This window comes from Aeromonas sp. FDAARGOS 1406 (genome assembly GCF_019048565.1).
In the GTDB taxonomy this organism is placed as follows: domain Bacteria; phylum Pseudomonadota; class Gammaproteobacteria; order Enterobacterales; family Aeromonadaceae; genus Aeromonas; species Aeromonas caviae.
Window position 1 is genome coordinate 841,658 of the sequence record NZ_CP077378.1, and the last position, 26,666, is coordinate 868,323.

General features: G+C 58.6%; 26 protein-coding genes, 1 tRNA gene and 1 other RNA gene. 7 read left to right on the forward strand and 21 right to left on the reverse strand.

The features are described 5' to 3' along the window. Window positions 1-500 precede the first annotated feature (500 nt). The 5 genes from hypF (at window position 501) to hypA (ending at window position 5,693) form a co-directional block, all read left to right on the forward strand. Window positions 501-2,912, forward strand: a complete 2,412-nt coding sequence (hypF, locus tag I6L36_RS03790) for a carbamoyltransferase HypF (protein ID WP_109112787.1) — start codon at window positions 501-503, stop codon at window positions 2,910-2,912. A 5-nt stretch (window positions 2,913-2,917) separates the two neighbouring features. Continuing rightward, window positions 2,918-3,169 carry a HypC/HybG/HupF family hydrogenase formation chaperone gene (locus tag I6L36_RS03795; protein ID WP_042648489.1) on the forward strand — a complete coding sequence of 84 codons (252 nt, stop codon included), beginning with the start codon at window positions 2,918-2,920 and terminating at the stop codon, window positions 3,167-3,169. Continuing rightward, window positions 3,163-4,281, forward strand: coding sequence for a hydrogenase formation protein HypD (gene hypD / locus I6L36_RS03800; protein WP_109112788.1), 1,119 nt, complete (start codon window positions 3,163-3,165; stop codon window positions 4,279-4,281). The genes I6L36_RS03795 and hypD overlap by 7 nt, the downstream gene beginning before the upstream one ends. Then, the gene (gene hypE / locus I6L36_RS03805) at window positions 4,278-5,282 is read left to right on the forward strand and encodes a hydrogenase expression/formation protein HypE (RefSeq protein WP_109112789.1); all 1,005 of its coding nucleotides are present in this window, start codon (window positions 4,278-4,280) and stop codon (window positions 5,280-5,282) included. Before hypD ends, hypE begins: the two co-directional genes overlap by 4 nt. Before the next feature lie 69 nt (window positions 5,283-5,351). Beyond that, window positions 5,352-5,693: a hydrogenase maturation nickel metallochaperone HypA gene (hypA, locus tag I6L36_RS03810; RefSeq protein WP_109112790.1), complete on the forward strand. Its 342-nt coding sequence runs from the start codon at window positions 5,352-5,354 to the stop codon at window positions 5,691-5,693. Here hypA and I6L36_RS21875 read toward each other — a convergent pair. After that, the gene (locus I6L36_RS21875) at window positions 5,671-6,021 is read right to left on the reverse strand and encodes a hypothetical protein (protein ID WP_254052409.1); all 351 of its coding nucleotides are present in this window, start codon (window positions 6,019-6,021) and stop codon (window positions 5,671-5,673) included. The genes hypA and I6L36_RS21875 overlap by 23 nt on opposite strands. On the opposite strand from I6L36_RS21875, the gene hypB reads away from it, so the two are divergent. Further along, a complete protein-coding gene (gene hypB, locus I6L36_RS03815; RefSeq protein WP_254052410.1) occupies window positions 5,908-6,792 on the forward strand; it encodes a hydrogenase nickel incorporation protein HypB in 885 nt (294 codons plus the stop codon). The genes I6L36_RS21875 and hypB overlap by 114 nt on opposite strands. Before the next feature lie 340 nt (window positions 6,793-7,132). On the opposite strand, the gene I6L36_RS03820 is transcribed toward hypB, so the two are convergent. From I6L36_RS03820 to hybO, 11 genes are all read right to left on the reverse strand, one after another. Continuing rightward, a complete protein-coding gene (locus I6L36_RS03820; RefSeq protein WP_109112792.1) occupies window positions 7,133-7,774 on the reverse strand; it encodes an ATP-binding cassette domain-containing protein in 642 nt (213 codons plus the stop codon). Beyond that, complete coding sequence (locus tag I6L36_RS03825) at window positions 7,774-8,562, reverse strand: ATP-binding cassette domain-containing protein (RefSeq protein WP_109112793.1); 789 nt, start codon at window positions 8,560-8,562, stop codon at window positions 7,774-7,776. The genes I6L36_RS03820 and I6L36_RS03825 overlap by 1 nt, the downstream gene beginning before the upstream one ends. Then, window positions 8,556-9,371: an ABC transporter permease gene (locus I6L36_RS03830; protein WP_109112794.1), complete on the reverse strand. Its 816-nt coding sequence runs from the start codon at window positions 9,369-9,371 to the stop codon at window positions 8,556-8,558. The genes I6L36_RS03825 and I6L36_RS03830 overlap by 7 nt, the downstream gene beginning before the upstream one ends. Beyond that, entirely contained in the window at window positions 9,361-10,338 is a 978-nt protein-coding gene (locus I6L36_RS03835) for an ABC transporter permease (protein WP_162540612.1), read from the reverse strand. The genes I6L36_RS03830 and I6L36_RS03835 overlap by 11 nt, the downstream gene beginning before the upstream one ends. Window positions 10,339-10,349: 11 nt before the next feature. Beyond that, a complete protein-coding gene (locus tag I6L36_RS03840) occupies window positions 10,350-11,969 on the reverse strand; it encodes an ABC transporter substrate-binding protein (protein ID WP_201920259.1) in 1,620 nt (539 codons plus the stop codon). Window positions 11,970-12,090: 121 nt separating this feature from the next. After that, a complete protein-coding gene (hybE, locus tag I6L36_RS03845) occupies window positions 12,091-12,615 on the reverse strand; it encodes a hydrogenase-2 assembly chaperone (protein WP_109112815.1) in 525 nt (174 codons plus the stop codon). Further along, window positions 12,597-13,127 (reverse strand): HyaD/HybD family hydrogenase maturation endopeptidase, encoded by a 531-nt coding sequence (locus I6L36_RS03850; protein WP_109112816.1) that lies wholly within the window; start codon window positions 13,125-13,127, stop codon window positions 12,597-12,599. The genes hybE and I6L36_RS03850 overlap by 19 nt, the downstream gene beginning before the upstream one ends. Continuing rightward, window positions 13,127-14,830, reverse strand: coding sequence for a hydrogenase 2 large subunit (gene hybC, locus I6L36_RS03855; protein WP_109112817.1), 1,704 nt, complete (start codon window positions 14,828-14,830; stop codon window positions 13,127-13,129). Before hybC ends, I6L36_RS03850 begins: the two co-directional genes overlap by 1 nt. Further along, window positions 14,827-16,014, reverse strand: coding sequence for a Ni/Fe-hydrogenase cytochrome b subunit (gene hybB / locus I6L36_RS03860; protein ID WP_109112818.1), 1,188 nt, complete (start codon window positions 16,012-16,014; stop codon window positions 14,827-14,829). The genes hybC and hybB overlap by 4 nt, the downstream gene beginning before the upstream one ends. After that, on the reverse strand, window positions 16,007-17,044 hold the full coding sequence (hybA, locus tag I6L36_RS03865; protein WP_109112819.1) for a hydrogenase 2 operon protein HybA: 1,038 nt from the start codon (window positions 17,042-17,044) through the stop codon (window positions 16,007-16,009). Before hybA ends, hybB begins: the two co-directional genes overlap by 8 nt. Window positions 17,045-17,046: 2 nt before the next feature. Beyond that, complete coding sequence (gene hybO / locus I6L36_RS03870) at window positions 17,047-18,180, reverse strand: hydrogenase 2 small subunit (protein ID WP_109112820.1); 1,134 nt, start codon at window positions 18,178-18,180, stop codon at window positions 17,047-17,049. A gap of 1,064 nt (window positions 18,181-19,244) precedes the next feature. Between hybO and alr the strand changes: the two genes are divergently transcribed. Continuing rightward, complete coding sequence (gene alr, locus I6L36_RS03875) at window positions 19,245-20,357, forward strand: alanine racemase (protein ID WP_175429500.1); 1,113 nt, start codon at window positions 19,245-19,247, stop codon at window positions 20,355-20,357. Between the two features lie 91 nt (window positions 20,358-20,448). Here alr and I6L36_RS03880 read toward each other — a convergent pair. From I6L36_RS03880 to I6L36_RS03920, 9 genes are all read right to left on the reverse strand, one after another. After that, window positions 20,449-20,578: non-coding RNA, RtT sRNA (locus tag I6L36_RS03880), on the reverse strand. 52 nt (window positions 20,579-20,630) lie between these two features. Then, window positions 20,631-20,719, reverse strand: a tRNA-OTHER gene (locus I6L36_RS03885). Between the two features lie 238 nt (window positions 20,720-20,957). Further along, a complete protein-coding gene (locus tag I6L36_RS03890) occupies window positions 20,958-21,473 on the reverse strand; it encodes a hypothetical protein (RefSeq protein ID WP_216986971.1) in 516 nt (171 codons plus the stop codon). 381 nt (window positions 21,474-21,854) lie between these two features. After that, window positions 21,855-22,654 (reverse strand): IS5 family transposase gene (locus I6L36_RS03895; protein WP_216986972.1). Its coding sequence is split into 2 segments (ribosomal slippage): window positions 21,855-22,327 and window positions 22,327-22,654, totalling 801 coding nucleotides; the frame shifts between segments, so codons are not numbered across the junction. A 108-nt stretch (window positions 22,655-22,762) separates the two neighbouring features. Next, window positions 22,763-23,794, reverse strand: a complete 1,032-nt coding sequence (locus I6L36_RS03900) for an IS630-like element ISAhy2 family transposase (protein ID WP_001809438.1) — start codon at window positions 23,792-23,794, stop codon at window positions 22,763-22,765. Window positions 23,795-24,013: 219 nt separating this feature from the next. After that, window positions 24,014-24,316, reverse strand: coding sequence for a hypothetical protein (locus I6L36_RS03905; RefSeq protein ID WP_216986973.1), 303 nt, complete (start codon window positions 24,314-24,316; stop codon window positions 24,014-24,016). A 100-nt stretch (window positions 24,317-24,416) separates the two neighbouring features. Then, a complete protein-coding gene (locus I6L36_RS03910; RefSeq protein WP_216986974.1) occupies window positions 24,417-25,805 on the reverse strand; it encodes a hypothetical protein in 1,389 nt (462 codons plus the stop codon). A 95-nt stretch (window positions 25,806-25,900) separates the two neighbouring features. Next, a complete protein-coding gene (locus tag I6L36_RS03915; protein WP_216986975.1) occupies window positions 25,901-26,248 on the reverse strand; it encodes a hypothetical protein in 348 nt (115 codons plus the stop codon). 4 nt (window positions 26,249-26,252) lie between these two features. Further along, window positions 26,253-26,657 carry a hypothetical protein gene (locus tag I6L36_RS03920; protein ID WP_216986976.1) on the reverse strand — a complete coding sequence of 135 codons (405 nt, stop codon included), beginning with the start codon at window positions 26,655-26,657 and terminating at the stop codon, window positions 26,253-26,255. Window positions 26,658-26,666: the final 9 nt, after the last annotated feature.

Sequence of the window (26,666 nt, forward strand, 5' to 3'; positions counted from 1 at the left end):
TCCGCAATCGTTAAATAAAACCAAACAAAAAAACCTGCGTGTTGGCCCCGCCATCCTCGATTTGCCCCCTTCAGGGGCCGGTTCAGCGCCCCGGGGGCGCGGCGCCGCCAGTTCTCACACGCCGATCGCTGGCGGAGCAGGCTCACAGGATCGCAAAGAAGCGCCGCATCTGGCACTCAAACAGGGGCGAGATCAAGGTATTGGGGGACAGGGCCCCGGTAAACTTGGCCCCCGCGGCAGGATGAGAGGCCCGCTTCCCTCCCCTGCCCAGGCTACGCCCCTTCTATCGCGACGCAGCCCGTTGCCCCCCGTTCGTTGCACCCGATGGCCCATGCCGTGGTGGCAGGCCTGCAGATGGGAGTTCGATATCGCATGACATCCCCCAGGATGATCGCCGGATGGCCGCCCCTGTCGGCCCTCCCCAGCCCCCCTGTCATGAGGGAGGGTTCCCTGCCCCCCGTTTATCAGGGAGGGGCGCTGGCCCCTCTTTGGATGGCGCCATGACCACGTCGACACGCCTTCGACTACGCCGGGAATTTCATATAGACGGTATCGTGCAGGGGGTCGGCTTTCGCCCCTTCGTCTATGGGCTGGCACTGCGCCACGGCCTTGCCGGTTATGTCTTGAACGATGCCAATGGAGTCACAATCGGCGCCGAAGGCTCCCCTGAGCAGCTCGCCAGCTTTGCCCGCGAACTGCGCGACTTGGCGCCGCCGCTGAGCCGTATAGATCATTTCAGCGAGCGGGAACTGCCCCGAGATCAGGATCCCGACTTCGATGGCCAATTTCATGGCCAGTTTCGAATTAAAGCGAGCCAGCAGCAGAGCGCAGCTACAGTGGCCATCTCGCCGGATCAGGGGATGTGCGAGGCGTGTGCCACGGATGTGGCCAACCCTTCGGATCGCCACCATCGCTACCCCTTTACCAACTGCACCCACTGCGGCCCGCGCTACACCATTGTCCGCCGCCTCCCCTACGACAGACCCCATACCGCCATGGCGGGCTTTGCCATGTGCCCGACCTGCGCTGCGGCCTATGAAAACCCGCTGGACAGACGCTACCACGCCCAGCCGGTGAGCTGCCCCGAGTGCGGGCCCCATCTCAGCTGGCGCAGCGGCCATGGCGAGGCGCTGGCCGAGCACGAGGATGCCCTGCAAGCAGCTGCCCGCGCCCTGCAAGCGGGCAAGCTTATCGCGGTCAAGGGGATGGGGGGTTATCACCTGATATGCGATGCCCGCAATGAACAGAGTGTTGCTAGATTGCGAACACTCAAGCGGCGCGCGCGCAAGCCACTGGCGGTGATGATGGGCTCCCTTGCCGAGGCCAAATTGCATGTCACCGGCTGCGAGGCAGAGTGGACGCTGCTCGCCTCTCAGGCCAGACCCATTACCCTGCTGCGCAAGCGAAAAAACGATGATCGGCACTCAGAATCCCAACTGACAACCGCGCCGCTGGCCGAGGGGATCGCCCCCGGCATCCCCTACCTTGGGGTCATGCTCCCCTATACCCCGCTCCATCAGCTGCTGCTGGATGCCTGCGCCATGCCGCTGGTGGCCACCAGCGCCAATGGTCGCGGCAGCCCAATCCTCATCGACTGTGAGGCAGTAGTCAGGGAACTCGGGGGCGAGATTGACGGCATCCTGGATCACAACCGCCCCATCCTGCACCCGTGCGACGACAGTCTGGTGCAGTGGGCCGGCGGGCGGCGCCAGACCCTGCGGCTGGCCCGCGGTTACGCCCCCTGTACTCCCAGCCTGAAAACAGCGATCAATGCCCCCGTGCTGGCAGTCGGCGCGCAGCAGAAGAACCAGCTGGCGCTCGCCTTCAGCTGCCAGCGCATCTACAGCCCCTATATCGGCGATCTGCACAGCCTGCCGATGCAGGAGCACTTCGAGCAGACCCTGGCGACCTTTCGCGATCTCTACGATCTCAAGCCCGAAGTGCTGGTGTCGGATCGCCACCCGGGCTACCTCAGCCATCAGTGGGCCAAAAGCTATTGCCAGGATCAGGGTGCCACCCATCTCGAGGTGCAGCACCATCACGCCCACCTGCTGGGGGTGATGGCCGAGCACGACATCACGGGCCCGGTGCTGGGGGTTGCCTTCGATGGCACAGGCCTTGGGGATGACGGCACCCTCTGGGGCGGCGAGCTGCTGCTGGCCGATGTTCAGGGATTTGAGCGGGTTGCCCACCTCAAACCCTTCAAGCTTGTCGGCGGCGAGGCGGCCATTCGCGAGCCGGTGCGCCAGTTGCTGGGGCTGCTGTTTGAATCGCACAGCCCTGAGCAGATCTGCGCCCTCGATATTCCGCTGATCAAGCAACTGCCCCTTGAGCGGATCAGCAACCTGCACCAGCTCTGGCAGCTGGGTCGCAACGCCCCCCATACCAGCTCCATCGGTCGACTGTTCGATGCGGTGGCGGCGCTCTTGGGGGTGATCGACACCCCCGATTACGAAGGCGAGGCCGGACTCCTGCTGGAGGCAGCCGCCTTGCAGCTTGCTCCCGATGAACAGCCCTTACCCCTTGCCTTTGATCTCAGCCAATCAGCGGAAGGGCCGCTGCAGATCGAGTGGGCCGAGCTCATCCATACCCTTGTCATCGAGCGGCGCCAAGGCACCTCCACCGCCCGCCTGGCCGCCGGTTTTATCCGCGCTATCAGCAATCTGGTCATCGCCCTGGCCGAGCGCTTCCCCGGCTATCCGGTGGCGCTCGGGGGGGGCGTTTTTCAAAACCGGGTGCTGATGGACCAGCTGGTGCCCGCTCTCGAAGCCGCCGGCCGGCAGGTATTGACCAGCGAAACCCTGCCGCTCAATGACGGCGGCATCGCCGCCGGTCAGCTCTGGTTTGCCATCCACCATCTTGCTACGCACCAGCCTGCCACAGCCGGTTGTACCACCTTGTCGGAGTCCTGAAATCCATGTGTCTATCCATCCCCTCTCAGGTGGTGCAGCTGCACCCCGAAGATAACTGCGTCACCGTCGACACCCTGGGGGTGCAGCGGCGCGTCAGCTGCATGCTGCTCGAAGAGCCTCTCCAGGTGGGCGACTATGTGCTGCTCCACATCGGCTTTGTGATGAGCAAGATTGACGAAGAGGAGGCGCAGGCCAGCCTCGAGAGCTTCCGCCAGATGGTGGCCCTTATCCCTGCGCAGGATATCTTGCCATGCTGACCTTGAATGATCTGTTTCAGGGCTTTCGTGAGCCCCGGGTGATCCGCGCCCTTGCCGCCCAGATCACCGAACTGGCCAAGTTACTCCCCGAACCGCTGCGGGTGATGGAGGTGTGCGGCGGCCATACCCACACCATCATGAAGTACGGCCTGCACCAGCTGCTGCCGGCCAGCATCGAGTTTGTCCACGGCCCCGGCTGCCCGGTCTGCATCATGCCGAAAGAACGCATCGATCAGGCCATCGAGCTGGCGAGTCAACCGAATGTCATTCTGGTCACCCTGGGGGACATGATCCGGGTGCCGGGTTCCAAAGGCACGCTGGCCCAGCAGCGGGCTAAGGGGAGCGATATCCGCCCGGTCTATGACCCCCTCGATACCCTGCGTATCGCCCGTGAGAACCCTGAGAAATCCGTGGTCTTCTTCGCCATCGGTTTTGAGACCTCCACCCCGATGACGGCCGCCTTGCTGGCTGCCGCTGAAGAGCAAGGGGCCCTGAACCTCCTGTTTCATATCAACCATGTGTTGGTGCCGCCCGCCATTCATGCGGTGATGGCCGACGGCGTTGCCAAGGTGAACGCCTTTATCGGCCCCTCTCACGTCAGCGTCATCACCGGCGCCGATATCTACCTGCCCATCGTCGATCGCTATCAGGTGCCTGTGGTGGTGAGCGGTTTCGAGCCGGTGGACGTGATGGAGGCGCTCTTGATGATGGTGCGCCAGAAGGTGGAGGGTCGCTACGCGCTGGAGGTGCAGTACAGCCGCGCCGTCACCGCCAGCGGCAATAAAGCCGCCCAGCGGCTGGTCGAGCGCTTTTTCGAGACCCGCGAGCACTTTCGCTGGCGGGGTCTGGGGGATATCAACGCCTCCGCCCTGCGCCTGCGCGATGCCTTCGCCGCCCGCGATGCGGAGCGCTACTTCCAGCTTGATCAGACCCCCATCGATGACCACAAGGCGTGCCAGTGCGCCGACATCCTGCGCGGCTTGGCCAAGCCGAACCAGTGCAAGGTCTTTGGCCGGGGCTGCACCCCGACCCAGCCCATGGGCAGCTGCATGGTCAGCTCCGAAGGGGCCTGTAATGCCTACTACCGATATATGGGGATCCAGGAACAATGAGAGAAATCCAACTTAGCCACGGCGGCGGTGGCGTCGAGATGAATCAGCTGATCAACCAGCTCTTCTTTCGCCACTTTGGTAACGAGATCCTTCTGCGCGGTGAAGATGCCGCCCTGTTGCCGGTAGAGGGCCCCGTCGCCTTTACCACCGACAGCTTTACCGTCTCGCCGCTCTTCTTCGAGGGGGGTGATATCGGCAAGCTGGCCATCGCCGGCACGGTCAACGATCTCGCCATGATGGGTGCCAAGCCCGAGTATCTGAGCGCCAGCTTTATCATCGAGGAGGGCTTCCCCTACGCCGATCTGGCCCGAATCGTCGAGTCGATGGCAGCAGAGCTTGCCAAGAGCGGCGCCCGCATCGTCTGCGGCGACACCAAGGTGGTGCCCAAGGGAGCGGCCGACAAGATCTTTATCAACACCAGCGGGGTCGGCAGCTTCCCGCTGCCTGAACAGAGCAGGGGCATTTCGGTGCGGAGCCTCAAGGCCGGTGACGCCATTCTGGTGTCGCGGGATATCGGCAGCCACGGCGCCTGCATCCTGATGGCCCGTGACGCCCTGCAACTGGGCTCCGATCTCAAGAGCGACTGCACCACCCTCTGGCCGCAGGTTGAAGCGCTGCTAAAAGCGGGTATTACCCCTCATGCCCTGCGCGATGCCACCCGCGGTGGCCTCGCCGCCGTGCTCAACGAGTGGAGTTGCGCCTCCCAGGTGGCCATCGGACTGGAGGAGTCCGCCATTCCGGTGTGCGATCCGGTGCGCGGCCTGTGCGAGCTCTACGGCTTCGAGCCCCATGATCTCGCCAACGAGGGAACCATGGTGCTGGCCCTGCCTGCCGAACAGGCGCAGGACGCACTGGGCATCTTGCGGCAATTCAACCCCGCCGCCAGCCAAATCGGCGTGGTGCAGGCGAGCGATCGCCACAAGGTGATCCTCAACAACCCCTGGGGCAGCCGCCGTTATCTGGAGCTGCCGCAAGGGGAGCTGCTGCCGCGGATCTGTTGAGCAACCATGCCGTTCCGTCAATTACAGGGGGGAGTCACGGCTCCTCCCCATATCGGTTAAGGAGCCACCATGCACGAAATGTCTCTGGCCATGGCCGCCATCGATCTGGCGGCTGAACAGGCCACCCAGCGGGGCTTTACCAGGGTGACCGCCCTCTGGCTCGAGGTCGGCAGCTTCTCCTGCGTCGACCCGGACACCATTGCCTTCTGTTTCGAGGCCGCCGCCAAGGGCACCGTGGCCCAAGGCGCCCAGCTTCACTTTCAGCACCAGGCGGCAGAGGCCTGGTGTTACGACTGCAACAAGACGGTCACCCTCACCGAGCGCGGGCAGGCCTGTCCCGAGTGTGGCGGATACAAATTACGCGTCGCGCAGGGTGATAGCCTGCGCATCACCGACATCGAGGTAAGTTGATATGTGTAGCGTATGCGGATGCGGCCAGGCGCGGATCGCCGGCCATAAAGATGAGCACGACCATGAACATGGCCATAAGCACGACCATCATCATGGTCATGACGTCCATCACCATCATGACCACGAGCAGAGTGCGCCGCGCACCCTGATCATTCACCACCACTATCACCATCAGGGGGATGTCCATCACCACTACCACGGGGTGCGAGCTCCCATAAGCCACGAGGGTCATGATCACCCCCATGAGCACCACCATGATCACCCCCACGACCATCATCATGATCATGCCCAATCTCATGAGCACGGCCATTCCCACACGCATCCCCATGATCACTGCCATGACCATGACCATGACCATCACCATCACCATCACCATCACCATCACCATCACCATCAGCAGGGTGATCTGCACTATGGCAAAGGGGAAGCGGGATTGTCGGTGCCCGGTATGGGGCAGCGCCAGCTGATCGCCATCGAGATGGATGTGCTGGCCAAGAACAACGCGCTGGCGGCCCACAACCGCGAACACTTCACTGCCGCAGACCAGCTGGTGCTTAACCTGGTCTCTAGCCCGGGTTCAGGCAAAACCACTTTGCTGTGCGAAACCCTGCGCCAACTGGCCGACAAACGCCCCTGCGCGGTGATCGAAGGGGATCAGCAGACAAGCAGAGATGCGGATCGCATTCGTGCCACCGGCGTCCCTGCCGTGCAGATCAACACCGGCAAGGGCTGCCATCTGGACGCCAAAATGGTTCACGACGCCTGCCACCAGCTGCCCGCCAATCAAGGGGGCATCCTCTTTATCGAGAACGTGGGCAATCTGGTCTGCCCCGCCAGCTTCGATCTCGGCGAGAAGTACAAGGTGGCGATCCTCTCCGTCACCGAGGGGGAAGAGAAGCCGCTGAAATACCCGGATATGTTTGCCGCCGCCCAGCTGATGGTGATCAACAAGATCGATCTGCTGCCCTATGTCAGCTTTGACGTGGCCCGCTGCATCGAGAACGCCAAACGGGTCAACCCCTATATCCAGGTGATCCAGGTCAGCGCCACCACAGGCGAAGGGATGGATGCCTGGCTGAACTGGCTGGCCAGTGCTTGAAATCAACCGGTTAAACGCCGCTGATAACGGTAGAAAACAAGAGAGGGAGGCTAATGCCTCCCTCTTCTTTTATCTATGAACCTGTCGGCCGTGCTATCTGTTCGGAGTAGCCAGCGTCCCCTCACCCTGACCCTCTCCCCAGGGAGAGGGAACCGGTTTGTGGATGCCGCGACTATACGACGCCCTCAAACCCCTCAGGGGAGCTTCGAGCATAACAACCAGCCATATTTTCAAACCCAGAGGTTCTCCAAACCCTAAACCCCGAGCCTGGCGAAATGGCACCGTCTGCTCCCTTCTCCCCTTGCGGGAGAAGGGCTGGGGATGAGGGGGAAGCCAATCCTCAGGCCACGCTACGGGCCATCGCCTCCTGCTCAGCCGTCTCCTCACCAAAGCGCAGCACCCGATGGCAGATCTGGCGCAATAATGCCTGCTGGTGACTGAAGATGACCATGCCAAGCCCGCGCTGCTCGCATTCAACCATCAACTCCCGCCAGAGCTGGCGCTGAATCTGCGGATCCAGCTGGGCGGTCACCTCGTCGGCAATCAGCAACCGGGTGCGGGGATCGAGGGCACGCAGCAGCGCGATGCGGGCCAGCTCGCCACCGGAGAGCTGGCCGGGTTTACGACCGAGCCATTCAGGCTTGACCATAAAGCGGGCCAGCATGGTGTCATCGGGGCGCCATACATCCCACAGCGCTTGGCCGGTAGTGCGATAGGGATTGAAGGTGAGCTCCGGGTGCTGGGGCACCAGCTGGATGGGGTTATAGCCTTTTACCTGTTCAGGCACAGGCTGCCCATCCAGCAGGATCTGCCCGCCGGCCCCAACCGGTTGCCAACTCGCCAATACCCGCCCCAGGGTGGTCTTGCCATGGCCACTCGGCGCAGAGATGCCGAGCCGTTCGCCCGCTTTCACCGTCAGCGATAACCCCTGCCAGAGAGGGCGTTCCCCTTGAGCGATGGTGAGATTTCGTACTTCAAACATCAGGAAACCTCCGGCACAGAGAAGAGCGCGTTGAACTCCGGCAGCGCCTGCCAGTGGGCGCGGAGCATCTCGCTCCCCTGCCCCTGGCGCAGATGGTGGCAGCTCAAGGTATCGCTCACCTGCCCCTGATGCAGCGCCACGATGCGATCGGCAAAGCGGGCCGCCAGCGCCAGATCGTGGGTCACCCAGAGGATACCGCTGCCCTGATTGGCCAATTCACGCAACTGGCCGAGCAGCAGGCAGGCAAGTCCTTCGTCGAGCCAGGCGGTGATCTCGTCTGCCAGAATGTAGCGGGCACCGCCGAGGGCCGCAGTGCAGGCCAGAATGCGCTTGGCCATGCCGCCGGAGAGCTGGCGCGGGAATCTGTCCAGGGTGGTCGCGGGCAGCTGGTAGCGCAGCAGCTGCTGGCCGAGCCGCTCGCGAGAACCGCTCTGGCCGCAGAGGCGTGCCGCACGGCCCAGCTGGCGCTCCACCGTCAGCAGCGGATTGAGGGCGCTCACCCCCTGCGGCACATAGCAGAGGGTGTGGCCGCGCAGACGGGCCCGGCTGGCATCACACAGAGGCGAGCCATCGAGGGAGATGGAGCCGCGCATGCGCAGGTTGTCCGGCAACAATGTCAGGGCGCTTTGCAGCAGCAGGCTCTTGCCCTCACCGCTCCCCCCCACCAGCGCCACTATCTCCCCCGGCGCCAGTTGCAGGCTGATATCGGTCAGCAAAGGCTGCCAGCTGCGCCGCCCCAGCCAGGAGTAGTGGGCCGCCTCTATGGTCACCTGATCAAAACTCAGCATGGTTCACTCCTGTGCCACAACAGCTGTTGCAACGCGCGGGTAGCCTGATCAAAGAGCAACACCAACAGCAGCAACATCAGCCCCGGGAAGAGGGCCAGCCACCAACCGCCACCGGCCAGATAACGCAGGGCATCGGCCAGCAGCAGGCCAAGGGAGGCCTCGTGGGCCGCCAGACCAAAGCCGAGAAAGCTCAAGGCCGCGCTGTGCAGCACCGCATGGGGAAACATCAACAAGGTGCCGATAAACCACTGGGGCAACAGCCCCGGCAGCAGGTGGATGCGCCAGCGACGCAGCGCCCCCATCCCCTGACAGCGGGCCAGCACCACATAGTCACTGCAGGCGATCCGCCGCGCCTCGGCGCAGAGAATGAGCGCCAGCTTGGGCCAGTGGGTGAGCGCCACCGCCAGGATCACCCCGCGCATGCCGCCCCCCACGGTAAAACAGATCAGGATCAGCAGCAGCATATGGGGCAGCGCCAGCATGGCGTCGATCACCATTCGCACCGCCGCATCACATCTGGGGTGAATGAGCGACACGCTTGCCGCCACCATGGCCAGCAGGCCACTGCAGAGAGCCGTGCCTAGCCCAAGTTCCAGACTGGTGAGGGTGCCCTGAAAGGCCCGCAACCAGAGATCCCGCCCCATCTGATCGGTGCCGAACCAGTGAGCCAGCGAGGGGGGCTGCTGGCGCGCCAGCAGATCCATCGGCACATCCTGATGAGAGAGGTTCCAGCCATAGGCGGCCAGCAGCGCCAATCCGAGCAGGGCAAAACCCAACCGCAGTATGGAGGGAAGCGGATTAAACAGCATGCTTACCCTCCCAGCCCCGATTGATGCGGGCCAGCAGCAAACTGGCCACCGTGTTGCCAATAAAGACCAGCAGGGTACAGAAGAGCACGATTCCCATCAGCAAGGGGATATCCCCCCGCAGCCCCGCATCCACGGTGGCCTGGCCGAGCCCCGGATAGGAGAAGACCTTCTCGGCCAAGAGCGATCCACCAATCAGCTCACCGAGGGAGGCAAACTGCAGGCAGAGCGCCGGGGTCAGGGCGTGGCGCAGCACATGAAAACGCAGCATGGGCCAGCCGCCATCCCCCTGAGCGCGGGCGTAGCGGATAAAGTCGCTCTCCAGCACCTCGGCCACCCGCCCCCGAGTATGCAGGGCAATATTGCCCACCCCGAGCAGCGCCAGGGTAGTCACCGGCAACAATAGATGACGCAGCCGCATGGCCCAGTCCACCTCATCGGCAGCAAGCCCCGGCGTCCAGGCGCAGCAGACCGGAAGCCAAGGCCAGTGCACCGCAAACAGGGCGAGCAGCAACAGGCCGACCCAGAAGGTGGGCAGGGAGGCGAGCAGGTAGGCAAACCGGCAAATCAGGCGATCGGGCCAGTGATTGAGATAGCGACCGGCGCAGAGGCCCAGCAAAATCCCGAAAAAGCCGGAGAGCAGCCAGGCGCCCGCCAGCAGCAGGAAAGAGGCAGCAAAGCGCTGGCCTATGACTTCCCCCACCGGTGCGTTGTAGAGCATGGAGTAACCGAGATCCCCCCGCAGCACCTGGCTAAACCAGTGCCAATAGCGCAGCCAGAGCGGCTGATCCAGCCCCCAGCGGGCGGCGATGCGGGCGTACTGCTCGGGCGGCACGTGCAGCAGATCGTTGCCGATATAGGCCTTGATGGGGTCGATGGGGGAGTAACTCAGCAGCACAAAGGTGGCGACCGAGACCAGACATAACAGCCCTGCCAGACGCAGCAGGGCTTTTAGAGTGGCAGTCATCATAGTGGACGAACTTAACGGCACGTCCACCGCCAATCCTGCAGGTTGTTGAGCAGTGACCAGCTACCGTGGATTTCCGGCGCCCCCTTGCCAAGGTCGATGCAGCGATTGGCCAGATAAGTGTGCTGCACGTTGAGCAGCCAGGCCCAGGCCGCATCTCCCTGCACTCCGGCGCCGGTCTTGCCATCCCACTCCACCTGCTGCCAGAACGGCACGGCCGCCTGCCAGTTCGGGGCATCCAGCGCCTGCTTGAGGTGGCCATCCACCACAGGGTTGCTGTAGTAGCCCGGATTGTAGAACTCCACCCCACCGGAGCCGCTCTGGTAGTGGTGATAGAGCTCCATGGGATCCAGACTCCCCCACCCCATCAGCACCGGATTGGCGTGCATCTCCCGCTCCACCTGCTCCCAGCTGCCGGACTTGAGGCTCACCTCAAGGCCAATGGGTTTGAGCATGGCGCGCACCGCTTCCGCCAAATCCCGGCGGGTGCTGTCGCCACTGGTGTACCAGAGGGTAAAGGCGGCGCGCAGGTCGCCCTTGTGGCGAACGCCGTCACTGCCCATTTTCCAGCCCGCCTCGTCTAGCAGGGCATTGGCGTGGGCGGCGTCGCCATCCTTGAAGGCGGTGGCTTTGTTTAGCCAGGGCAGGCCTTCTACCACGCTGTAGGCGGGGATGGCGTGCCCCTCCAGCAGCTGGTCGGCCAGCAACTTGCGGTCGATGGCGTAGTTGATGGCACGGCGCACCGCCACGTCCGAGGTCACGTCGTTGCCGATGGGATAACCCTTGGCATCCTTACCGCCTGCTGGCGGGATGGGGAAGACGATGCCGCGGTTCTCCACACTCGGGCGCACCCAGAGTTTGAGGGAAGCAGGCACGGTAGGCGCCAGCGACGGAGCAATGCGCACCACATCGAGCTGGCTACTCTGGGCCGCGGCGTAGGCGCTCTCTTCATCGATAAAGACGAACACCAGCCGTTTGAAGTCATTGTTGCCACCGGCGTAATAGGGGTTGGCCTCCACCACCAGTTGTTGACCGGGTAGGAAGCTCACCAGCCGGTAAGGGCCTGCGCCGACCGGATGGCGGGCGTAAGCCTTGGGATCGTAATCCCGCTTCGACACTATCCCCAAGGATCCCAACACGTTGACGAAGGTGCTCTGGGGGGCGCTAAGAGTGATGGCAACCTCGGTAGGCGAGAGCACCTTGGCCGAGACAAAGTTGCCCATATCGATCTTGCCGCCACCCTGGGCTGCGCTGTTGTAGGTAAAGGCCACGTCTTCGGCGGTGAGGGGCGCGCCGTTGGAGAATGTCAGGTTCGGCTTGAGGCGGATAAGCCACCCCTTGCCATCCTTGCTCGGGGTCACCGATTGGGTGAGCACATTCTGCCAGCTGAGGTCGGCGTTTTGCTTGAGCAGCGGACTGTGCAGCAGCAGGTAGCTGCCGTGGCTCCAGCCAAGCAGCGGGTCAAACCCTTCGGTGGGCTCACTGCCAATGGCGAGCTTGAGTTCGGCGGGGACGGGCTGGGCCGCCAGCGCCATGGTAGAGAAACCGCCCGATAGCAGGGCCAGCAGGGGCAGTGCCCGCACCAGGACTGGCGCACCCAGCAGGCCATCGATGCGGCCATGTTCAATCTTCATCATGATTCTTGTTCCCAGGATTCACTCGCAGAGATGCAACGCCACCTCAATGAGGCGAGTGAGGGGCCCATGCCGGCCCCTATCTCAAACTGACGCGCCCGGTTGTCGGCACGCCTTGGTCTCAGGACTTTCGTCCCCCGAACAGTCGTCGGCGCCCCAGATCCACGCCGCCCTCCCCCTGCTGCACCGGAAGCGAAAGCAGCATCTTGAGGGTGCTGCTCACCAGCGCGCGCCCCTCCTCGGCCCCCAGATGCGGGTCGATGGGGGACATGAGCGAGCAGGCCAGCAACTGCCCCGTCTCGGGCAATTCCCCCACCATAAAGGTCAGGTTGCCGCAGGGGAGCTGCAGGGCGAGCCGATCGCTACTGCTGCGCACCGGCCAGAGCTGATCCGGCCCCGGCAGCACCACCACGCTCAGCATCCAGGGGGTGAGCACGCAGCCGAGCCACTGCCCTTCAAACAGGGTGCACTCGGCCACGATGGGCATGGCCGGGTGATAGAAGGGCAGCGCCTGCATCTCTTCGCGAGCGATCCGCTCGTACTGGGCCACCAGGCGCGGGGCAGGGTTCGCGGCAAAACCGCTAAACTCCTGCGCCGACTCTGTCGCGGCTTCGTTCACTGCCTCATTCACAATGGATTGCGCCATAGGCCCCCCCGCGCTCGCTCGGCCTTCTCCTGCTCAGAGAGCGGAATGGCCGGAGCTCCCAGACTGACCAACAGGGTCAGGATCCGATCCGTCGCCTCCCCCAACGCCGCCGCCACCACGGGGGTCAGGCCGATGCGGGGCTCGAGGGATTCGGGCTCGACCCCGATCAGGGTGAGCCGCTTTGGCGACTCCCCCGTCATGTGCAGCGCCGAGAGCACGTCCGCCAGCCCCAGCTGATGGGGGGAGATCTTGCGACCAAACAGGGTCGGGATCTCCTCATCCTTCAGGGTCATCACGGTGCCCGGCGGATTGCCGCTGCGCACCGCGTCCGCCAGTATGATGTGGTCGCGACTGGCCATCGCTTCGAGCAGCTCCATGCCGGCGGTGCCGCCATCGAGCAGCTCGATGCCGGGGGCGAAGCGGTAGTCGCGCTCCAGCCCCTCGACGATCCGCACGCCGACGGCCTCATCGCTCAAGAGCAGGTTGCCCACGCCCAGGATCAGGGTGTTCATCACAGTACCTTCACCTGGGTTGTTTCACCGCTCTGGGTGTCCACCACGTGCACCGCGCAGGACATGCAGGGGTCGAACGAGTGGATGGTGCGCACCACCTCCAGCGGCTTGGCGGGGTCGGCCACCGGGGTGCCCACCAGGGATTGCTCGTAGGGGCCGGGCTCGTCGTTGAAGTTGCGTGGGCCCGAGTTCCAGGTCGATGGCACCACCGCCTGATAGTTGGCGATCTTGCCGCCCTTGATGACTACCCAGTGGGAGAGCATGCCCCGCGGCGCCTCTTCAAAGCCCACCCCGCGAAACTCCTTGTCCGCCGGGATCTCAGCCTTGATGTAGGCGCTGACATCCCCCTTGCCGATGTTGTCCACCAGCGCCTGCCACTGGTGAGACAGGGTGTCTTTGAGCACGCAACAGCGCACCGCCCGGCCGATGATGCGGCCCAGGGTGGAGTGCAGCTGTTCAGTCTTGATGGCAGAGCCGGTGAGCGTTTTGTAGAGGCCGTTCAACTGATCGAAGTGCGCCACCGTCTCCGGGTGCTTGGCGGCGAGCTTGACCAAGAGGTCTGCGAGCGGCCCCACCTCCACCACCTTGCCGTAGAAGGTGGGGGATTTGACCCAGGAGTACTTGCCGTCATCCTGCCAGCCGGTGTAGTTGGGCTCGGTCTTGCCCTCCCATGGCTTGAGGGGGGCGTCATCCTTGTACCAGGCGTGCTTGTTGCTCTCGGCAATGCCATCCATCAGCCAGGCATCCTGATGGCTCTCGATGGGGCGATAGCCGGCCAGATCGCCGTTCTCGATGTAGCCACCGGGCATCAGGAAGCTGCCGCCGTCACCGTCGGTGGGCAGCTCCGGCACGCTCAGGTAGTGCTTGGCCCCCTGCCCCAGGTTCAGCCACTCGGGGTAGTGGGCGGCTATGATGGCGGCATCCACCTTGTAGACCTGCTCGATAAACTCGCCGAGCCGATCGATAAAGTTCTTCACATACATGAGGCGCTCCAGGTTGAGCACGCTCGGCGCATCCAGGTTGATGGGGTTGGCCACCCCGCCCACCGCCAGGTTCTGGATGTGGGGAGTCTTGCCGCCGAGGATGGCGACGATGCGGTTGGCATCGCGCTGGCACTCCAGTGCCTGCAGATAGTGGGCCACGGCGATGAGGTTCACCTCCGGGCTCAGTTTCATCGCCTTGTGGCCCCAATAGCCGTTGGCAAAGATGCCGAGCTGGCCGCTCGCCACCAGGGCGCGGATCTTCTCCTGCACCTTGGCGAGCTCCTCGGCGCTGTTGAGGGACCAGGCCGATACCCCCTTGAGCATGTCCGCCGCTTTTTGCGGATTGGCCTCGAGGGCCGCGGTGATGTCCACCCAATCCAGCGCGGAGAGCTGATAGAAGTGGACGATGTGATCGTGGATGTTGTGGGCCGCGATGATGAGGTTGCGGATAAACTGGGCATTGACCGGCACCTTGGCGCCGATGGCGTTCTCCACCGCCCGCACCGAGGCGATGGCGTGAATGGAGGTGCACACCCCGCAGATGCGCTGCACTATCATCCAGGCATCGCGCGGGTCGTTGCCCTTGACGATCTCCTCCATCCCGCGCCACATGGTGCCGGACGACCAGGCCTTGGTGACGACGCCGCCTTCGATTTCACAGTCGATACGCAGGTGACCCTCGATGCGGGTGATGGGGTCTATGGTGATACGTTGGCTCATACGTTGGCTTTCCCTCGGGCCTGATAATCTTGGTGAACACGTTCAAGTGATGGCAGTACCGGCAGCAGCCGGATCAGCAGCAAATAGGCACACACCTCGATGGCGACGAAGCCCAAGGAGATCAGCACTTCCGCCGCGGAGGGGAAGTAGTGGTAGCCATTGCCGGGGTTGAAGGCGAGCAGGGAGTAGTCCAGTCGCCAGAGGGCGGCGCCCAGCAGCATGCTGAGGGCCCCCAAGAACAACATGCGGGAATCCCGGCGGCTCTTGTCCCAGTGGAACACCAGCAGCGGGAAGATCATCAGCGCGATCTCGCTCCAGAACATCAAGGCGTAGCGATTCCACTGGGAGAGGTACTCCGACTTGTCGTGGATGACGATCTCGGCAAAGCGCAGCGCCACGAACAGGACCAGGAAGATGTCGATCACCTGGGTCAGCTTGTAGAAGAGCGACTTCTCGTTGGGGCCGCGCCCCGCCAATCCGGCCTGCACCAAAGAGCCCTCAAATACCACGATGGAGAAGCCCATGATGAAGGCGGTCAGAAGCGAAAAGACCGGCAGCAGCTCGTAGCTTTGCCAGAGCGGATGGATCTTCTGCCCCGCCACTATCATCAACGAGCCCATCGAGGATTGGTGCATGGTGGGCAACAGGGCCCCCAGCGCCAGGATGAAGAACATGATCTTGTTGAGCCGTGCCATGGAGCTCTTCCAGCCGAACTTCTCCAACAGTACGGGGGCAAACTCCAGCGCCATCACCCCGATGTAGATGGTCATGCAGACCGCCGTCTCGAACAGCACCGAAGAGGTGTTGAAGTGACCGGGCAGGTAGAAATAGGGCAGGTTCCAGTAACGGCCGACGTCGATGGTGATGGAGAGGCCGCCCAGGGAATAGCCGAATAGGCTCGCCAGCAAGGCCGGCCTTACCAGGGGGTGATACTCGCCCCGGTTGAAGACGTAGACCGCCCAGGCCAGCGCCCAGCCACCACAGGCGAAACCGGTGCCAATCAAGAGGTCAAAGGAGATCCAGAGACCCCAGGGATAACCCCCGTTCAGATCGGTGACCGAACCCAGCCCGAAGAAGAGGCGCTTGAGAATAAGCATGCCGCACAGGATGGCGAACGGCGCCAGCACCATGACCGGCCAGCTGACCAGCCTGCCCCCTAGCGGATGTGCCTTGTGATTACTCATGGTCCTTGCCTCCCGTATTCTGGCCATGACCCTTGCTCTGGCCATGGCTGGCATCATCCCCCTCTCCCCCGCCATGCTGCTTGGCATTGCGGCGAATGAGTACCGAGAGCCCGGTCAGCACCACCAGCGGCAGCACCATCCCCTTGTAGAGGGTGTGCTGGATATGCTCGGAGCGCGCCCCGGAGGAGAGCTCCGGCAGATCGGGCATGTCGAGCTTGGTGTAGGGCACCCCGGCCAGCACCAGCACCTGAGTACCGCCCCCCTCCTTCTCGCCATAGACGTAAGGCTGGTAGTTGGGCACTTCGTGCAGGTAGGGATCGTTGGCGCTGAAGGTCTGGCGCGGGTAGGCATATTCGCTGCCCGGGGTGGCCAGCAGCCGGCGCTTGGCTTCGGCCATCAGCGCCTCGCGGGTGCCGAAGATGACGGCGCCGGTGGGGCACACCTCGACGCAGCCGGGCAATTTCCCCTGATCAATCCGCTCAAGCCCTTTCTGGTTGCAGAGCTCGCACTTGTGGATCGCCCCGAACGGGTTGTCGTAGTCATATTTGGGCACGTCGAACGGGCAGCCCACCATGCAGTAGCGGCAGCCGGTGCAGACGTCCGGGTCGTAATGGACGATGCCGGTCCTGGGATCCTTGGTCAGCGCCTGCACCGGGCAGACGGAGACGCAGTTGGGATCGACGCAGTGCATGCACTGCTTCTTGATGTAGGCATAGCCATCCACCAGCTGATCCTTGTGCTCACCCGTGCCGCTCTTCCACACCTGAATGATGTTGTTGGTGTAGGGGCTCAGCTTGTCGTTGTTGGACCAGGTCGCTTCCCCGGCCGGATTGGCCGGGTTGCCGTTGAGGCGCTGGCACTCCGCCACGCAGGCCTGGCAGCCGATGCAGAGGGTGGAGTCGTAGAGCATGCCGAGGGCGCCGGGAATGGGCGGCTTGTTCTCGGCCGCCGCCAGGGCAGTGCCGGAGACGGTGGTGCCCGCCGCCAGCGCACCGACGGAGGCGAATTTGAGGAAGTTGCGTCTGTTCACGGTCACTCCTCCCGTGAGGTGTGCTGCCCGGCTTCATGGCGCTTCTGCTGGCGACCTAGCTCGCGCACCGTCATCAGACTCACCCCGACCAGCACCCCGAGCGCCCCACCGATAAGGCCGGTGGCGGTGGGTGACATGTGTCCTCCCTCCTGGATGGCCACGTCGGGCTTGTTCACCCGCGGGGTGGGATTCTCCACCTTGGCGAGCTGGAAGATCCCCTTGCTGAAACCCACTCCCTGCTCGTTGCAGCCGTAGCAGGGATGGCCGATGCCCACCGGCCAGATGCCGCCGCCCACGTCGCAGAACTCCAGAGTCGAGCAGTTGCCGTAGGTCTCCGGCCCCTTGCAGCCCAGGTGGTAGAGACACCAGCCCTGACGGTGGCCCTCGTCGCCGAACTCCTTGGCGAAGCGACCGGCATCGAAGTGCGGACGGCGCTCGCAGTTTTCGTGGATGAGCCGTTCATAGGCAAACAGCGGCCGCTTCTTGGCATCGAGCGCCGGCAGCTTGCCGTAGGTGATGTAGTAGGCGACCGTGGTGAGGAAGTTGTGGGGATTGGGCGGGCAGCCCGGGATATTGATAATCGGCGTGCCGAGGTTGCCGAGGGCCTCCTCCAGGCTGACGGCACCGGTCGGGTTGCCGCCGCTGGCGGGCACCCCGCCCCAGGCGGCGCAGGAGCCGATGGCGATGACGGCGGCCGCATCGGCAGCCGCGCGGCGAATATGGTCGACGATGGGTTCACCGGCCACCATGCAGTAGATGCCGCCATCTTTAAGCGGGATGGAGCCATCCACCACCAGCACATACTTGCCCTTGTAGCGTTCGATGGCGTTGTGCTTGTTCTCTTCGGCCTGATGGCCGAAGGCCGCCGAGAGCACCTCGTGGTACTCCAGCGAAATGTTGTTGAGGATCAGGTTCTCGATGGTGGGGTGGGTGGCGCGCAGCAGCGACTCGGTGCAACCGGTACACTCCTGCGCCCCTATCCAGATCACCGGCGGCCGCTCGGGGCTGGTGAGCGCGGTGGCCATCTTGGCGACGGCGTTTTGGCTTAATCCAAGGGTTGCGGCCATCCCGGCGCACAATTTCATAAAGTCACGGCGATTAATTCCATGAGCCGATAAAAAAGTATCCTCGACCATTCTTCTTATTCCCGTCAGTGAGCATTGTTTGACAAATGCTTAATTGCGGGAATGCTATGCCTCCCCTTCCCCCTTTATGTTGATCTCCATCAAGTGACGGAACATTATTCAAATAGAAAACTCATCATCATGGATTTAAAAACTCCATATATAGCATAGACTTAGAAAGCATGGTGCGGGCTACCAAAATACCCACTAGGGGGTATTTTTGCATGTTATTGAATTTAATTCATTTAAATTACCCGTTAGTTCGTGATGTTAAATAATCAGAATGAAAGCGTTGTCACACTATTTGATCCAATATTTATGCTACCAGTTACAGGCTTTTTTCCGCGTCAAAAGTAGCTAAAAATATATACCTTTAAATTTTATTTAATTATATGTCACCAACCAAAATGAACGCGCAAACGATATTTATTATCAGCTTTTAAGAAATAACCCGCCCTGCTGTTCAAGGCTGATCTTCGCCGCTTGATTAATTAACCGGCCCACATCCATGCTTCACCATCCCTGGCCACGGATGACCTGTCTCTCCGGCCGCGTGCGCCACCAAGCCGGCCACAAGCTTTCTTGGTGGCGTACACCACTCGCCGGTTCGACGAGATGCCCTCTTTAATCCGGCAGTTCCACCTTCACCCCCCATGGAGCTGGTAGCCTGCTTTTCTCCTCTGCCATGCACCTGCCCCTCCCCGCACCTTGGCCAGAGGTCGGCAACCCCACCTGCACGCAGCCGGTGCGAAAAACCGCCAACAATGTGCGAAAACGGCTCGATCCCCCTCCCGTTTTAAGGGGAAAAACCAGTGATAAATATTGCCCGATAGGGAGCCAGAGAAAGCGTTGGCAGGGAAATTTATACCGAGGAATATTCCGTATTTTGCGCATTTACGCATTCCTATTCGCCACATAATTTACCAACAAAAAAACAACTGATAACATCTTTTTACATTTTAAAGCATATAAAAAAACATGATTCAGTGACCCCCGTTTGCTCGTCCCGGCAGCCAGGATCACCGGATCGGGATTGAAACCATCAGCCAACTACTCATCGAGCAGACACCCGACCCATGATGAACACAGTTACGGCCAGCATCGATATCGATGCACTCCAGCACAATTTCACCGTGGTGCGCCGCCATGCCCCCCACAGCAAGATCATCGCGGTACTCAAGGCCAATGCCTATGGCCATGGGCTGCTGCAGGTGGCCCACGCCCTCGCCCAGGCCGATGCCTATGCGGTGGCAAGGGTCGAGGAGGCGCTGGTGCTGCGTGCCAACGCCATCACCAAGCCCATTCTGGTGCTGGGAGGCTTCTTCAGTGCCGAGGCGCTGCCGCTGCTGGCGAAACACGAATTGCAAACCACCTTGCATACCTGGGAGCAGCTGGCACTGCTCGAGCAGGCCAGTCTGCCCGCCCCCATCAAGGTGTGGCTCAAGCTCGATACCGGAATGAACCGGCTCGGGCTGCGCACCCTGGAGCTGCCCGCCTTCATCGAGCGGCTGAGCCATTGTCGCAACGTGGTGCAGCCGTTCCATCTGATGACGCACTTCAGCCAGTCCGATGAGCAGGATACCCAGGCCACCCGGCTGCAGATCGAGGAATTCAACCGCCTCTCTGCTCATCTGCCGGGCGAGCGGACCATGGCCAACTCCGCCGGCATCCTCGCCTGGCCGGCATCGCGCAGCGACTGGATCCGACCCGGCCTCATGCTCTACGGCGCCTCCCCGTTTACCGGTCAGCTTGCCGCCGACCATGACCTGCGCCCAGTCATGAATCTCAAGAGCCAGCTCATCGCCACCCGCGCCTGCCAGCAGGGCGAGGCGGTCGGCTATGGAGGACACTGGGTGGCGGATCGAAATACTACCCTCGGCGTGGTGGCCGCGGGATATGGCGATGGTTACCCCCGCATGGCGCCCGAAGGTACCCCCATGCTGATCAATGGCCGCCGGGTGCCCATCGTGGGTCGGGTTTCCATGGACATGATCACCGTCGATCTGGGGCCGGCGGCCAGCGACAAGGTGGGAGACGAGGTGACGCTGTGGGGGGAAGGGTTGCCGGTGGAACAGGTGGCCGAAAAGATAGGCACCATCCCCTACGAGCTGCTGACCCGCCTGACCAGCCGGGTCCATCTGACGCACTGTGACAAACGCGAACAGATGCCGATGTTGAAGCTGGCCTGAGCAAGCGGTCTGAGACCGGCCACAGAGAAGTGTCAAACCAGCCCTTGATAAACAAAAGGCCCCGTCTTTCGACGGGGCCTTTTGTTTTATTTGGCGGTGAGGGAGGGATGATTCGCCACTGCGTGGCTCACCCCTTCGGGGCGGCCTGCGGCCGTTCATCGCAGCAAGCTGCTCTGCTCGAACCCGGCGAGGGTTCTCACCCCCCTCTTCGAGATGAGCTGATGACACTTCCCCAAAGCAAAAAACCGACCATAAGGTCGGTTTTTTGCAATTTGGCGGTGAGGGAGGGATTCGAACCCTCACTTTTGTATATCACGACACAAATATAACTTTTACATTCAATGACTTACGCCGTTATCGACGATTATAAAAACAGTATGATTGACTCACGCTATTGCCATGAGTTTTCTACATCTTTTATAAAGAGAAAATCTGGAATGTCAAGAAAATGAGTATGCTTTCTGACTATCTGAATCATGTTGTCGTTTCCTCTGAATGACAAGTCGATTCACGTCCCCGTGAACTCCTACTTTGCGGTAACGCCCGCATTTGCGGCTGGTTTGGAGCGTAGCGGAAAACCAGACCGACAACATGCGCTTGTTATGAACGCTCTTGCTGTATCGGTTTTGGTTTGACGAAAGCATCGCTTGTAACTTGACTAAAATTGTTTGGCGAATGTATGTCTGGCTCGTTGAACACAATAACATCTCTGGACTGAAACAGATCATCCGACCCTTGAAGGTAAGTACGAACGTTTTTCAATATTTCGCGTACATCTTTAGCTCCAGGCTTATGAGCTAAGGAATTAGAAAGTTCTTCCGCGAGACCTTTTGGAAGCCAGATGAACGCCTGAAAGGAAAGCCGATTAAGCTCATGGTAATCCAGTTTGCCGTTTTTTCTGATCCACTGCGCAAGTAAATCCGCCACTATCTCCCCTTTTAGGCGAATTTCTTTCTGACGCTCAATCTCTATGACTTTCAAATCATATTCATGTTTTATCGAAGCTTTCAGTCGTTCGATTAACCATGAACGCAAAATAAAAGCGATAGCTCCTAAGACAGAAACTGTCGATAGCGAGGTGACTATCGCGATGATGAAGCCTTGTGCGTAGTCCAATCTATTCTCCTAGTTCATAACGCTTGAGGTAACCGGATGCAAACCCGCGTGGCGGGTTTGCATCCGGTTGACCGAACGGTTATGCGATACGCTATCGAGCTTGCAGCCGTTCGTATAGCCTCTCCAACGCATGACGCACCTGCGGATCTACCTGATTCTGTAGGAGTTGTGCATCTATGTAGTCTTTTACGTTCTGTGTCTGTGACTCGGGTACGTCTGAAGTTTCCACTTGCGCGAGTGCAATGTTGAGTCCTTCTGTCTCGTCGGCCGAAAGGGTGCCGCCCTCGCTTACCTCAAATAATGACGCAAGCACCTTGCGCAACCTAGTTTCCATATCTAACAACCTTGCCGTCATTGAAATACACGTGGTACTTAGAGCCGCTAGCAAAACCGTTCAACAAAACGCAGGCAGATAACGGCACACGCCAGCGTCAACAAGGCGAGATGGATATCCAGCCGTCGCTCGAAACGTATTCGTAGCTTCCCAAAGCCTGCTAGCCAACCATGAGTGCGTTCTACAACCCAGCGATGGCAACCCAATCGCTCATTGCTATCGATACCTCGCCGGGCAATACGAACCTTGATATCCCGTCGCCTCAGATAATCTCGGCAACGGCGAAAATCATACCCTTTGTCTGCGTGTAGCTTGTCAGGTCGACATCGTGGTCGCCCTCTCTTGCCTGCTAACGCCGGAAGTGCATCCAACAGCTCAAACATTATCGAGTCATGGCGATTGGCGCCTGAGACAAGCACTGCGAGCGGTATGCCCTGACGGTCAACCACTATGTGTCGTTTACTGCCCAGCTTGCCTCTGTCTGTCGGGTTACGTCCTGTTTCCTGGCCCCCCGGGGGCTGGCTACGCTAGCGCCATCGAGGCTTGCTCTACTCCAGTCGATGTGGCCAGCTTGATGTAGCTGGATCAGGAGCGCCAAGTGAAGTCGCTGCCAGATGCCTTGAGCTTGCCAATCACGTAGGCGACGCCAGCACGTCATTCCGCTGCCCAAACCCAGAGACTGGGGTAAGTCCTCCAACGGGATCCCGGTAGTAAGGACAAACAGAATACCGTTGAGAACGGCATAGTCATCGAGGCGTGGAAGGCCACCCCGTGGCGAAGGCTGTTGAGGTGGCAGAAGTGGCTGCAAGGACTTCCATAGCTGGTTACTGATGATTTTTCGTGTCATGCCGGCTATGTGGAGACTGGCATCGTTCGAATCAAATTGGTTTTGTTAGCGGCTCTAAGTGCCTCAAGTGCAGCAAGAACTGTCTCTAAATAACTGATCCCAATAGTGCTACACCTTCGCTGTGCCATAGCCATTCCCCGGGAAAGGAGACACGGTATCCATGAAGTGTTTCACTCGGGCCAGCAGGTTTGCCATCCCTCTGCATTGATGATTGCGCGTGATGGTTTCATGTAACTTGTGCCATAGCCGTTCTATGTGATTAACCCAAGGGCTGTAAACTGGCTGGAACACCAGGCAGAACTTGGGATTCTTCTTCAACCATCGCTCGGTCTGTTTGCTTTTGTGAATGATGTAGTTATCGAGGATCAACGTGATGGTTTTGGCTCGTCGGTAGTGGTGGCGCAGCTTTTCCAGCATGGCAATAAACAGCGATGAGTTTTTCTTGATCCCGCTGACGTAAAGTACCCTTCCGTTGCCTGCGTGGAGAACGCCTGCCAGATAATGCTTGGCATTCTGCCCCGGTGTGACAACCCGCTTTTGCTGCGCTCTGAACATCCAGTCGGCTCCTAATTTGGGATTGAGGTCTATATCGACTTCATCCTCATAAAACACCGGATTATCGGCATCACAGCGGGCCAGCGCGGCGTCGATATTCGCCATTTTTTCCTGATAGGCTGGGTCTTTTATCCGCAAGGTCGGCACGGGCCTGCGCCAGACAATGCCCATACGAGGTAACCATCGGCGGAGCGTGGAGGCTGCCACATTGAGCCCTGTTAACCGATTGATTTTTATAGCCAATAGTTCAGTACACCAACGGCTGCGCTGATAACCAAAATCTTGCGGAGAAAACTGCATGAGCAGCACCAGTAGGGTGACAATCTTGGCGATAGGTAAGACTGGGGCACGGCCAGCCGGTAAGGCTTCTAGCGCATCTATGCCTTCATCTCGATACCACCGAAGCCAACGACCGATGGTCGAGCGCGCAGCGCCGGTAAGGTGATGAACATCGGTGATCGTGCGTCCTTCATGTAACAGCAAGATGGCCATCAAGCGACGAGCATGTCCTTTATCACGGGTGGCATGGATGATTTTGTGAATGCGGCGCCGTTGTGGTCGTGGCAGAGGTGGTAGGATAGGCATCAACTCAGTCCTTTGGGTGTGGCTTGTTTTGTTTAGCGACTAATCAGATCGCACAAACTGGACTGAGTTCCCTTCCTCCGGTGATCTACTATTCGGAACAGCTATTTAGCATGTGCATACCTCGATGGTTTCAGCTGTTAGCCTAACGCTGAGCACAGCGGCGCGCTTTAGCGCGTCCGGCGGCCACGGGCCGCGTACTGCTGCGACTGGTTATGCGCTCTATCCGAAATCCTTGATCAGTTTACCTTTGTAAAACTGTGGGCCAAAAGCATTGCGCTCCGCACCTGGCTTGTAGTCCATTGGTAACATTCTAATTGTCCCACGCTGCTTGAATTTCCCCGATACAATGGCATCCACAAGCTGAGCCTCGGTATACCCCTGAAAGTTATTTGTATCGTTGGTGAAATTGACGGAATACAGCCCAGTCTTCTCTCCTCGCTCACCCTTGTATGGATGAACCTTTTTCCCGTTCTGGTCGAAAGACCACACATCAGCAAAAAAGTCGTCTTCTTTTAGCGGCAACTTGAAACTCTCCTATATCGAAATTGATCTTAGCGCATAACGCCGCGCTCTGCGGAAATGTTGTAGTGCAGCGGAAAAATTGTCCGACAGCAGCGCCTTGTTAGTGCAGAATGTTAACATGTTCATAAATAACCAATTTGTCATCTTTAGGCTTCTCATACGCGTATTGAGCCCCTTTATAAGAGAACACATTCAAAGCAAGACGATAAAAAAGCCCTAAACACACTATTGTTCGCTCTATGTCTTTTCTTCTTCTAGCTTCATCTTGCTTTAGAAGTTTAGGATGCGCAGATGAGTTGCGTAGCTTTTCCCAACATTTAACCTGATGATCTTCCACAATTTTCTGTTTTGATAGATATTGAAGGGCTTTCTTAGCGTGAGTATTACCCCATTTTTCAATGAACCTTTGGATAGACTCCAAATGTTGGTCTGACACCCCTTCAACGGAAGAAATAATGTTCTTTATAGTATTTTTTTCCTTCTCAAACTCTTCATCTTTTACCAGTTTTTCTATTACTGGTATGAATATATCATTTAGAACGCCTTCCACTGCCACGGCAATAGTAAGCATCGGAACACTAAATTCAGGGGACAGGAATGAATGCCAAATTCGTCTCCACTGAGAATAAATACTTTCAAAGTAGCTATCCTTTTCTCTGGCAATAATTAAAATGTTCTGAAGAAGCTCGTAGTGGAGATAGTCTAAGCTTTTATTATTTTCATCATGAACCAAATCTGACACGGGAGGCGGAATACTTTTTCTTGTCTTTTTAATGTCAATGCTGTTTATAATTGTTTTAGAAAAACTAGGATCTTTGTAGTATTCAAAATAAGGTTGAATATAATAACCTGATGAAAATCCGATATAGAATACTAATGCCTCCCTTAGTTCGATTAATTGAAGTTCTTTGCCCTTAGCATAAACCTCAGTAAATTTTTCATGTTTTATAATATTTATTTCGATCCCTTCGTGCTCTATTACTGCCTGGTTCCACGCGAACGACTTCGATCCAAGCGAAGACTCAGTTGTGTTTGATTTGTTAAATGGGACTCTACATTTTTCACCAAACTCTAAATGCAAAAAAGAGCTTTCATTTGGCTCAGGTTCTCCCTCTTCGAATAACTCAATGCTTTTTAGGCCTATCCGATATAACTTAGGCCCATCACCAAGCATTTGCTGAAAATTAGATTCAATTCTTAAATCACTAGAGGAAATTTCAATGCCATTAATAGCTACAGCATGCATCACAACACATTGAAGTTTGTCCAAAGAGTCCTCTGGAACTGGTTTTCTGAAGTCAATTCTTTTATTAGAGTCTAGACATATAAAGTCTAGATATATGCTTCCACTTTCATGACTTTTAATGATTCCGTAACCTTTCAGCGTATAGCCATCTTTTAATGCTGGCTGAGAAATCACTATTTCGTGACAATGCCATTCGAGATTACATTCTCGAACAGTCTTTCTTTCTTGTTCTCTAAAAATCATGGCTATGTTTCATATCCATATAGCACTAACGCCCGCGTAATAGGCGCGAGCTTGCGAGCGTCCTAATTGATGTATTTGTTAGGTGATAGGGGCACTCACCCCGTAAACCAAACATCATTGCTGCCATCCCAACCATAAAACTTTTCTTTAAAACCTTTCATTGCGGCCACGTACTGTGAAAGAATCAAAGTTACGTCGCTAGACTGAGGGACATCATCTTCATCCAGAAGGTCAAGGAAATCGACGCTCGCCTCACCGTCCAATACCTCTCTAACTTTTAAAAGCAATCTATTTGCTATTGATATTTTGCTTTTACTTACAGCCGCATCAGGCTTCTTCTTTGATAGCTCTTTGAATTCTAAATACATAGAATCTAAAAGTGGCATTACAGTGTCGTATACCGATGCCTTCTCTCTAGTTGTATACTGCTGATCACGCCTCATCCTATTAATCCTTTAGTTTCTTGGGTCTTACAGTCTTTATCTTGATCATTCCGTGTTCATCTATCGAATCACCATCTTCACCTTCAACATACCAGTACCAACCACCTACTCCGCCCACAACATTGTCAGATCTAAGTTTCTCAAAACATTGTATGTATTGAGACAGTATGAACACTACATCACTATTCTGCGGCACGTCATCTTCATCAAATACTTCAAAGTCATCAAACGGCCTATACTTCTCACTTAAGTATTCATTGCTAGCACCGATCAATCTATTTACAAATTTGAGCTTGAACTTATTAACAGCGTCATTCGGGCTCTTCTTAGAGAGGAGAGATATTTCTTCATAGACGCTTAAAAGCTGACCAGATAGCTTTTCAAATATATCTACATCGTTTTTATTCATGATTTTTCC

Excerpts from the sequence above, each read along its gene's own strand:
- hybO (WP_109112820.1), bottom strand. The coding sequence starts at position 18,180 with ATGGTCGAGGATACTTTTTTATCGGCTCATGGAATTAATCGCCGTGAC.
- I6L36_RS03915 (WP_216986975.1), bottom strand. The coding sequence starts at position 26,248 with ATGAGGCGTGATCAGCAGTATACAACTAGAGAGAAGGCATCGGTATAC.
- I6L36_RS03840 (WP_201920259.1), bottom strand. The coding sequence starts at position 11,969 with ATGAAGATTGAACATGGCCGCATCGATGGCCTGCTGGGTGCGCCAGTC.
- I6L36_RS03825 (WP_109112793.1), bottom strand. The coding sequence starts at position 8,562 with ATGCTGAGTTTTGATCAGGTGACCATAGAGGCGGCCCACTACTCCTGG.
- hypF (WP_109112787.1), top strand. The coding sequence starts at position 501 with ATGACCACGTCGACACGCCTTCGACTACGCCGGGAATTTCATATAGAC.
- I6L36_RS03920 (WP_216986976.1), bottom strand. The coding sequence starts at position 26,657 with ATGAATAAAAACGATGTAGATATATTTGAAAAGCTATCTGGTCAGCTT.
- I6L36_RS03820 (WP_109112792.1), bottom strand. The coding sequence starts at position 7,774 with ATGTTTGAAGTACGAAATCTCACCATCGCTCAAGGGGAACGCCCTCTC.
- hybE (WP_109112815.1), bottom strand. The coding sequence starts at position 12,615 with ATGGCGCAATCCATTGTGAATGAGGCAGTGAACGAAGCCGCGACAGAG.
- I6L36_RS03900 (WP_001809438.1), bottom strand. The coding sequence starts at position 23,794 with ATGCCTATCCTACCACCTCTGCCACGACCACAACGGCGCCGCATTCAC.
- I6L36_RS03835 (WP_162540612.1), bottom strand. The coding sequence starts at position 10,338 with ATGATGACTGCCACTCTAAAAGCCCTGCTGCGTCTGGCAGGGCTGTTA.
- hypA (WP_109112790.1), top strand. The coding sequence starts at position 5,352 with ATGCACGAAATGTCTCTGGCCATGGCCGCCATCGATCTGGCGGCTGAA.
- hypE (WP_109112789.1), top strand. The coding sequence starts at position 4,278 with ATGAGAGAAATCCAACTTAGCCACGGCGGCGGTGGCGTCGAGATGAAT.
- I6L36_RS03850 (WP_109112816.1), bottom strand. The coding sequence starts at position 13,127 with ATGAACACCCTGATCCTGGGCGTGGGCAACCTGCTCTTGAGCGATGAG.
- hybB (WP_109112818.1), bottom strand. The coding sequence starts at position 16,014 with ATGAGTAATCACAAGGCACATCCGCTAGGGGGCAGGCTGGTCAGCTGG.
- I6L36_RS03795 (WP_042648489.1), top strand. The coding sequence starts at position 2,918 with ATGTGTCTATCCATCCCCTCTCAGGTGGTGCAGCTGCACCCCGAAGAT.
- hybC (WP_109112817.1), bottom strand. The coding sequence starts at position 14,830 with ATGAGCCAACGTATCACCATAGACCCCATCACCCGCATCGAGGGTCAC.
- I6L36_RS03830 (WP_109112794.1), bottom strand. The coding sequence starts at position 9,371 with ATGCTGTTTAATCCGCTTCCCTCCATACTGCGGTTGGGTTTTGCCCTG.
- I6L36_RS03910 (WP_216986974.1), bottom strand. The coding sequence starts at position 25,805 with ATGATTTTTAGAGAACAAGAAAGAAAGACTGTTCGAGAATGTAATCTC.
- I6L36_RS21875 (WP_254052409.1), bottom strand. The coding sequence starts at position 6,021 with ATGGGGATGCGTGTGGGAATGGCCGTGCTCATGAGATTGGGCATGATC.
- alr (WP_175429500.1), top strand. The coding sequence starts at position 19,245 with ATGATGAACACAGTTACGGCCAGCATCGATATCGATGCACTCCAGCAC.
- hypD (WP_109112788.1), top strand. The coding sequence starts at position 3,163 with ATGCTGACCTTGAATGATCTGTTTCAGGGCTTTCGTGAGCCCCGGGTG.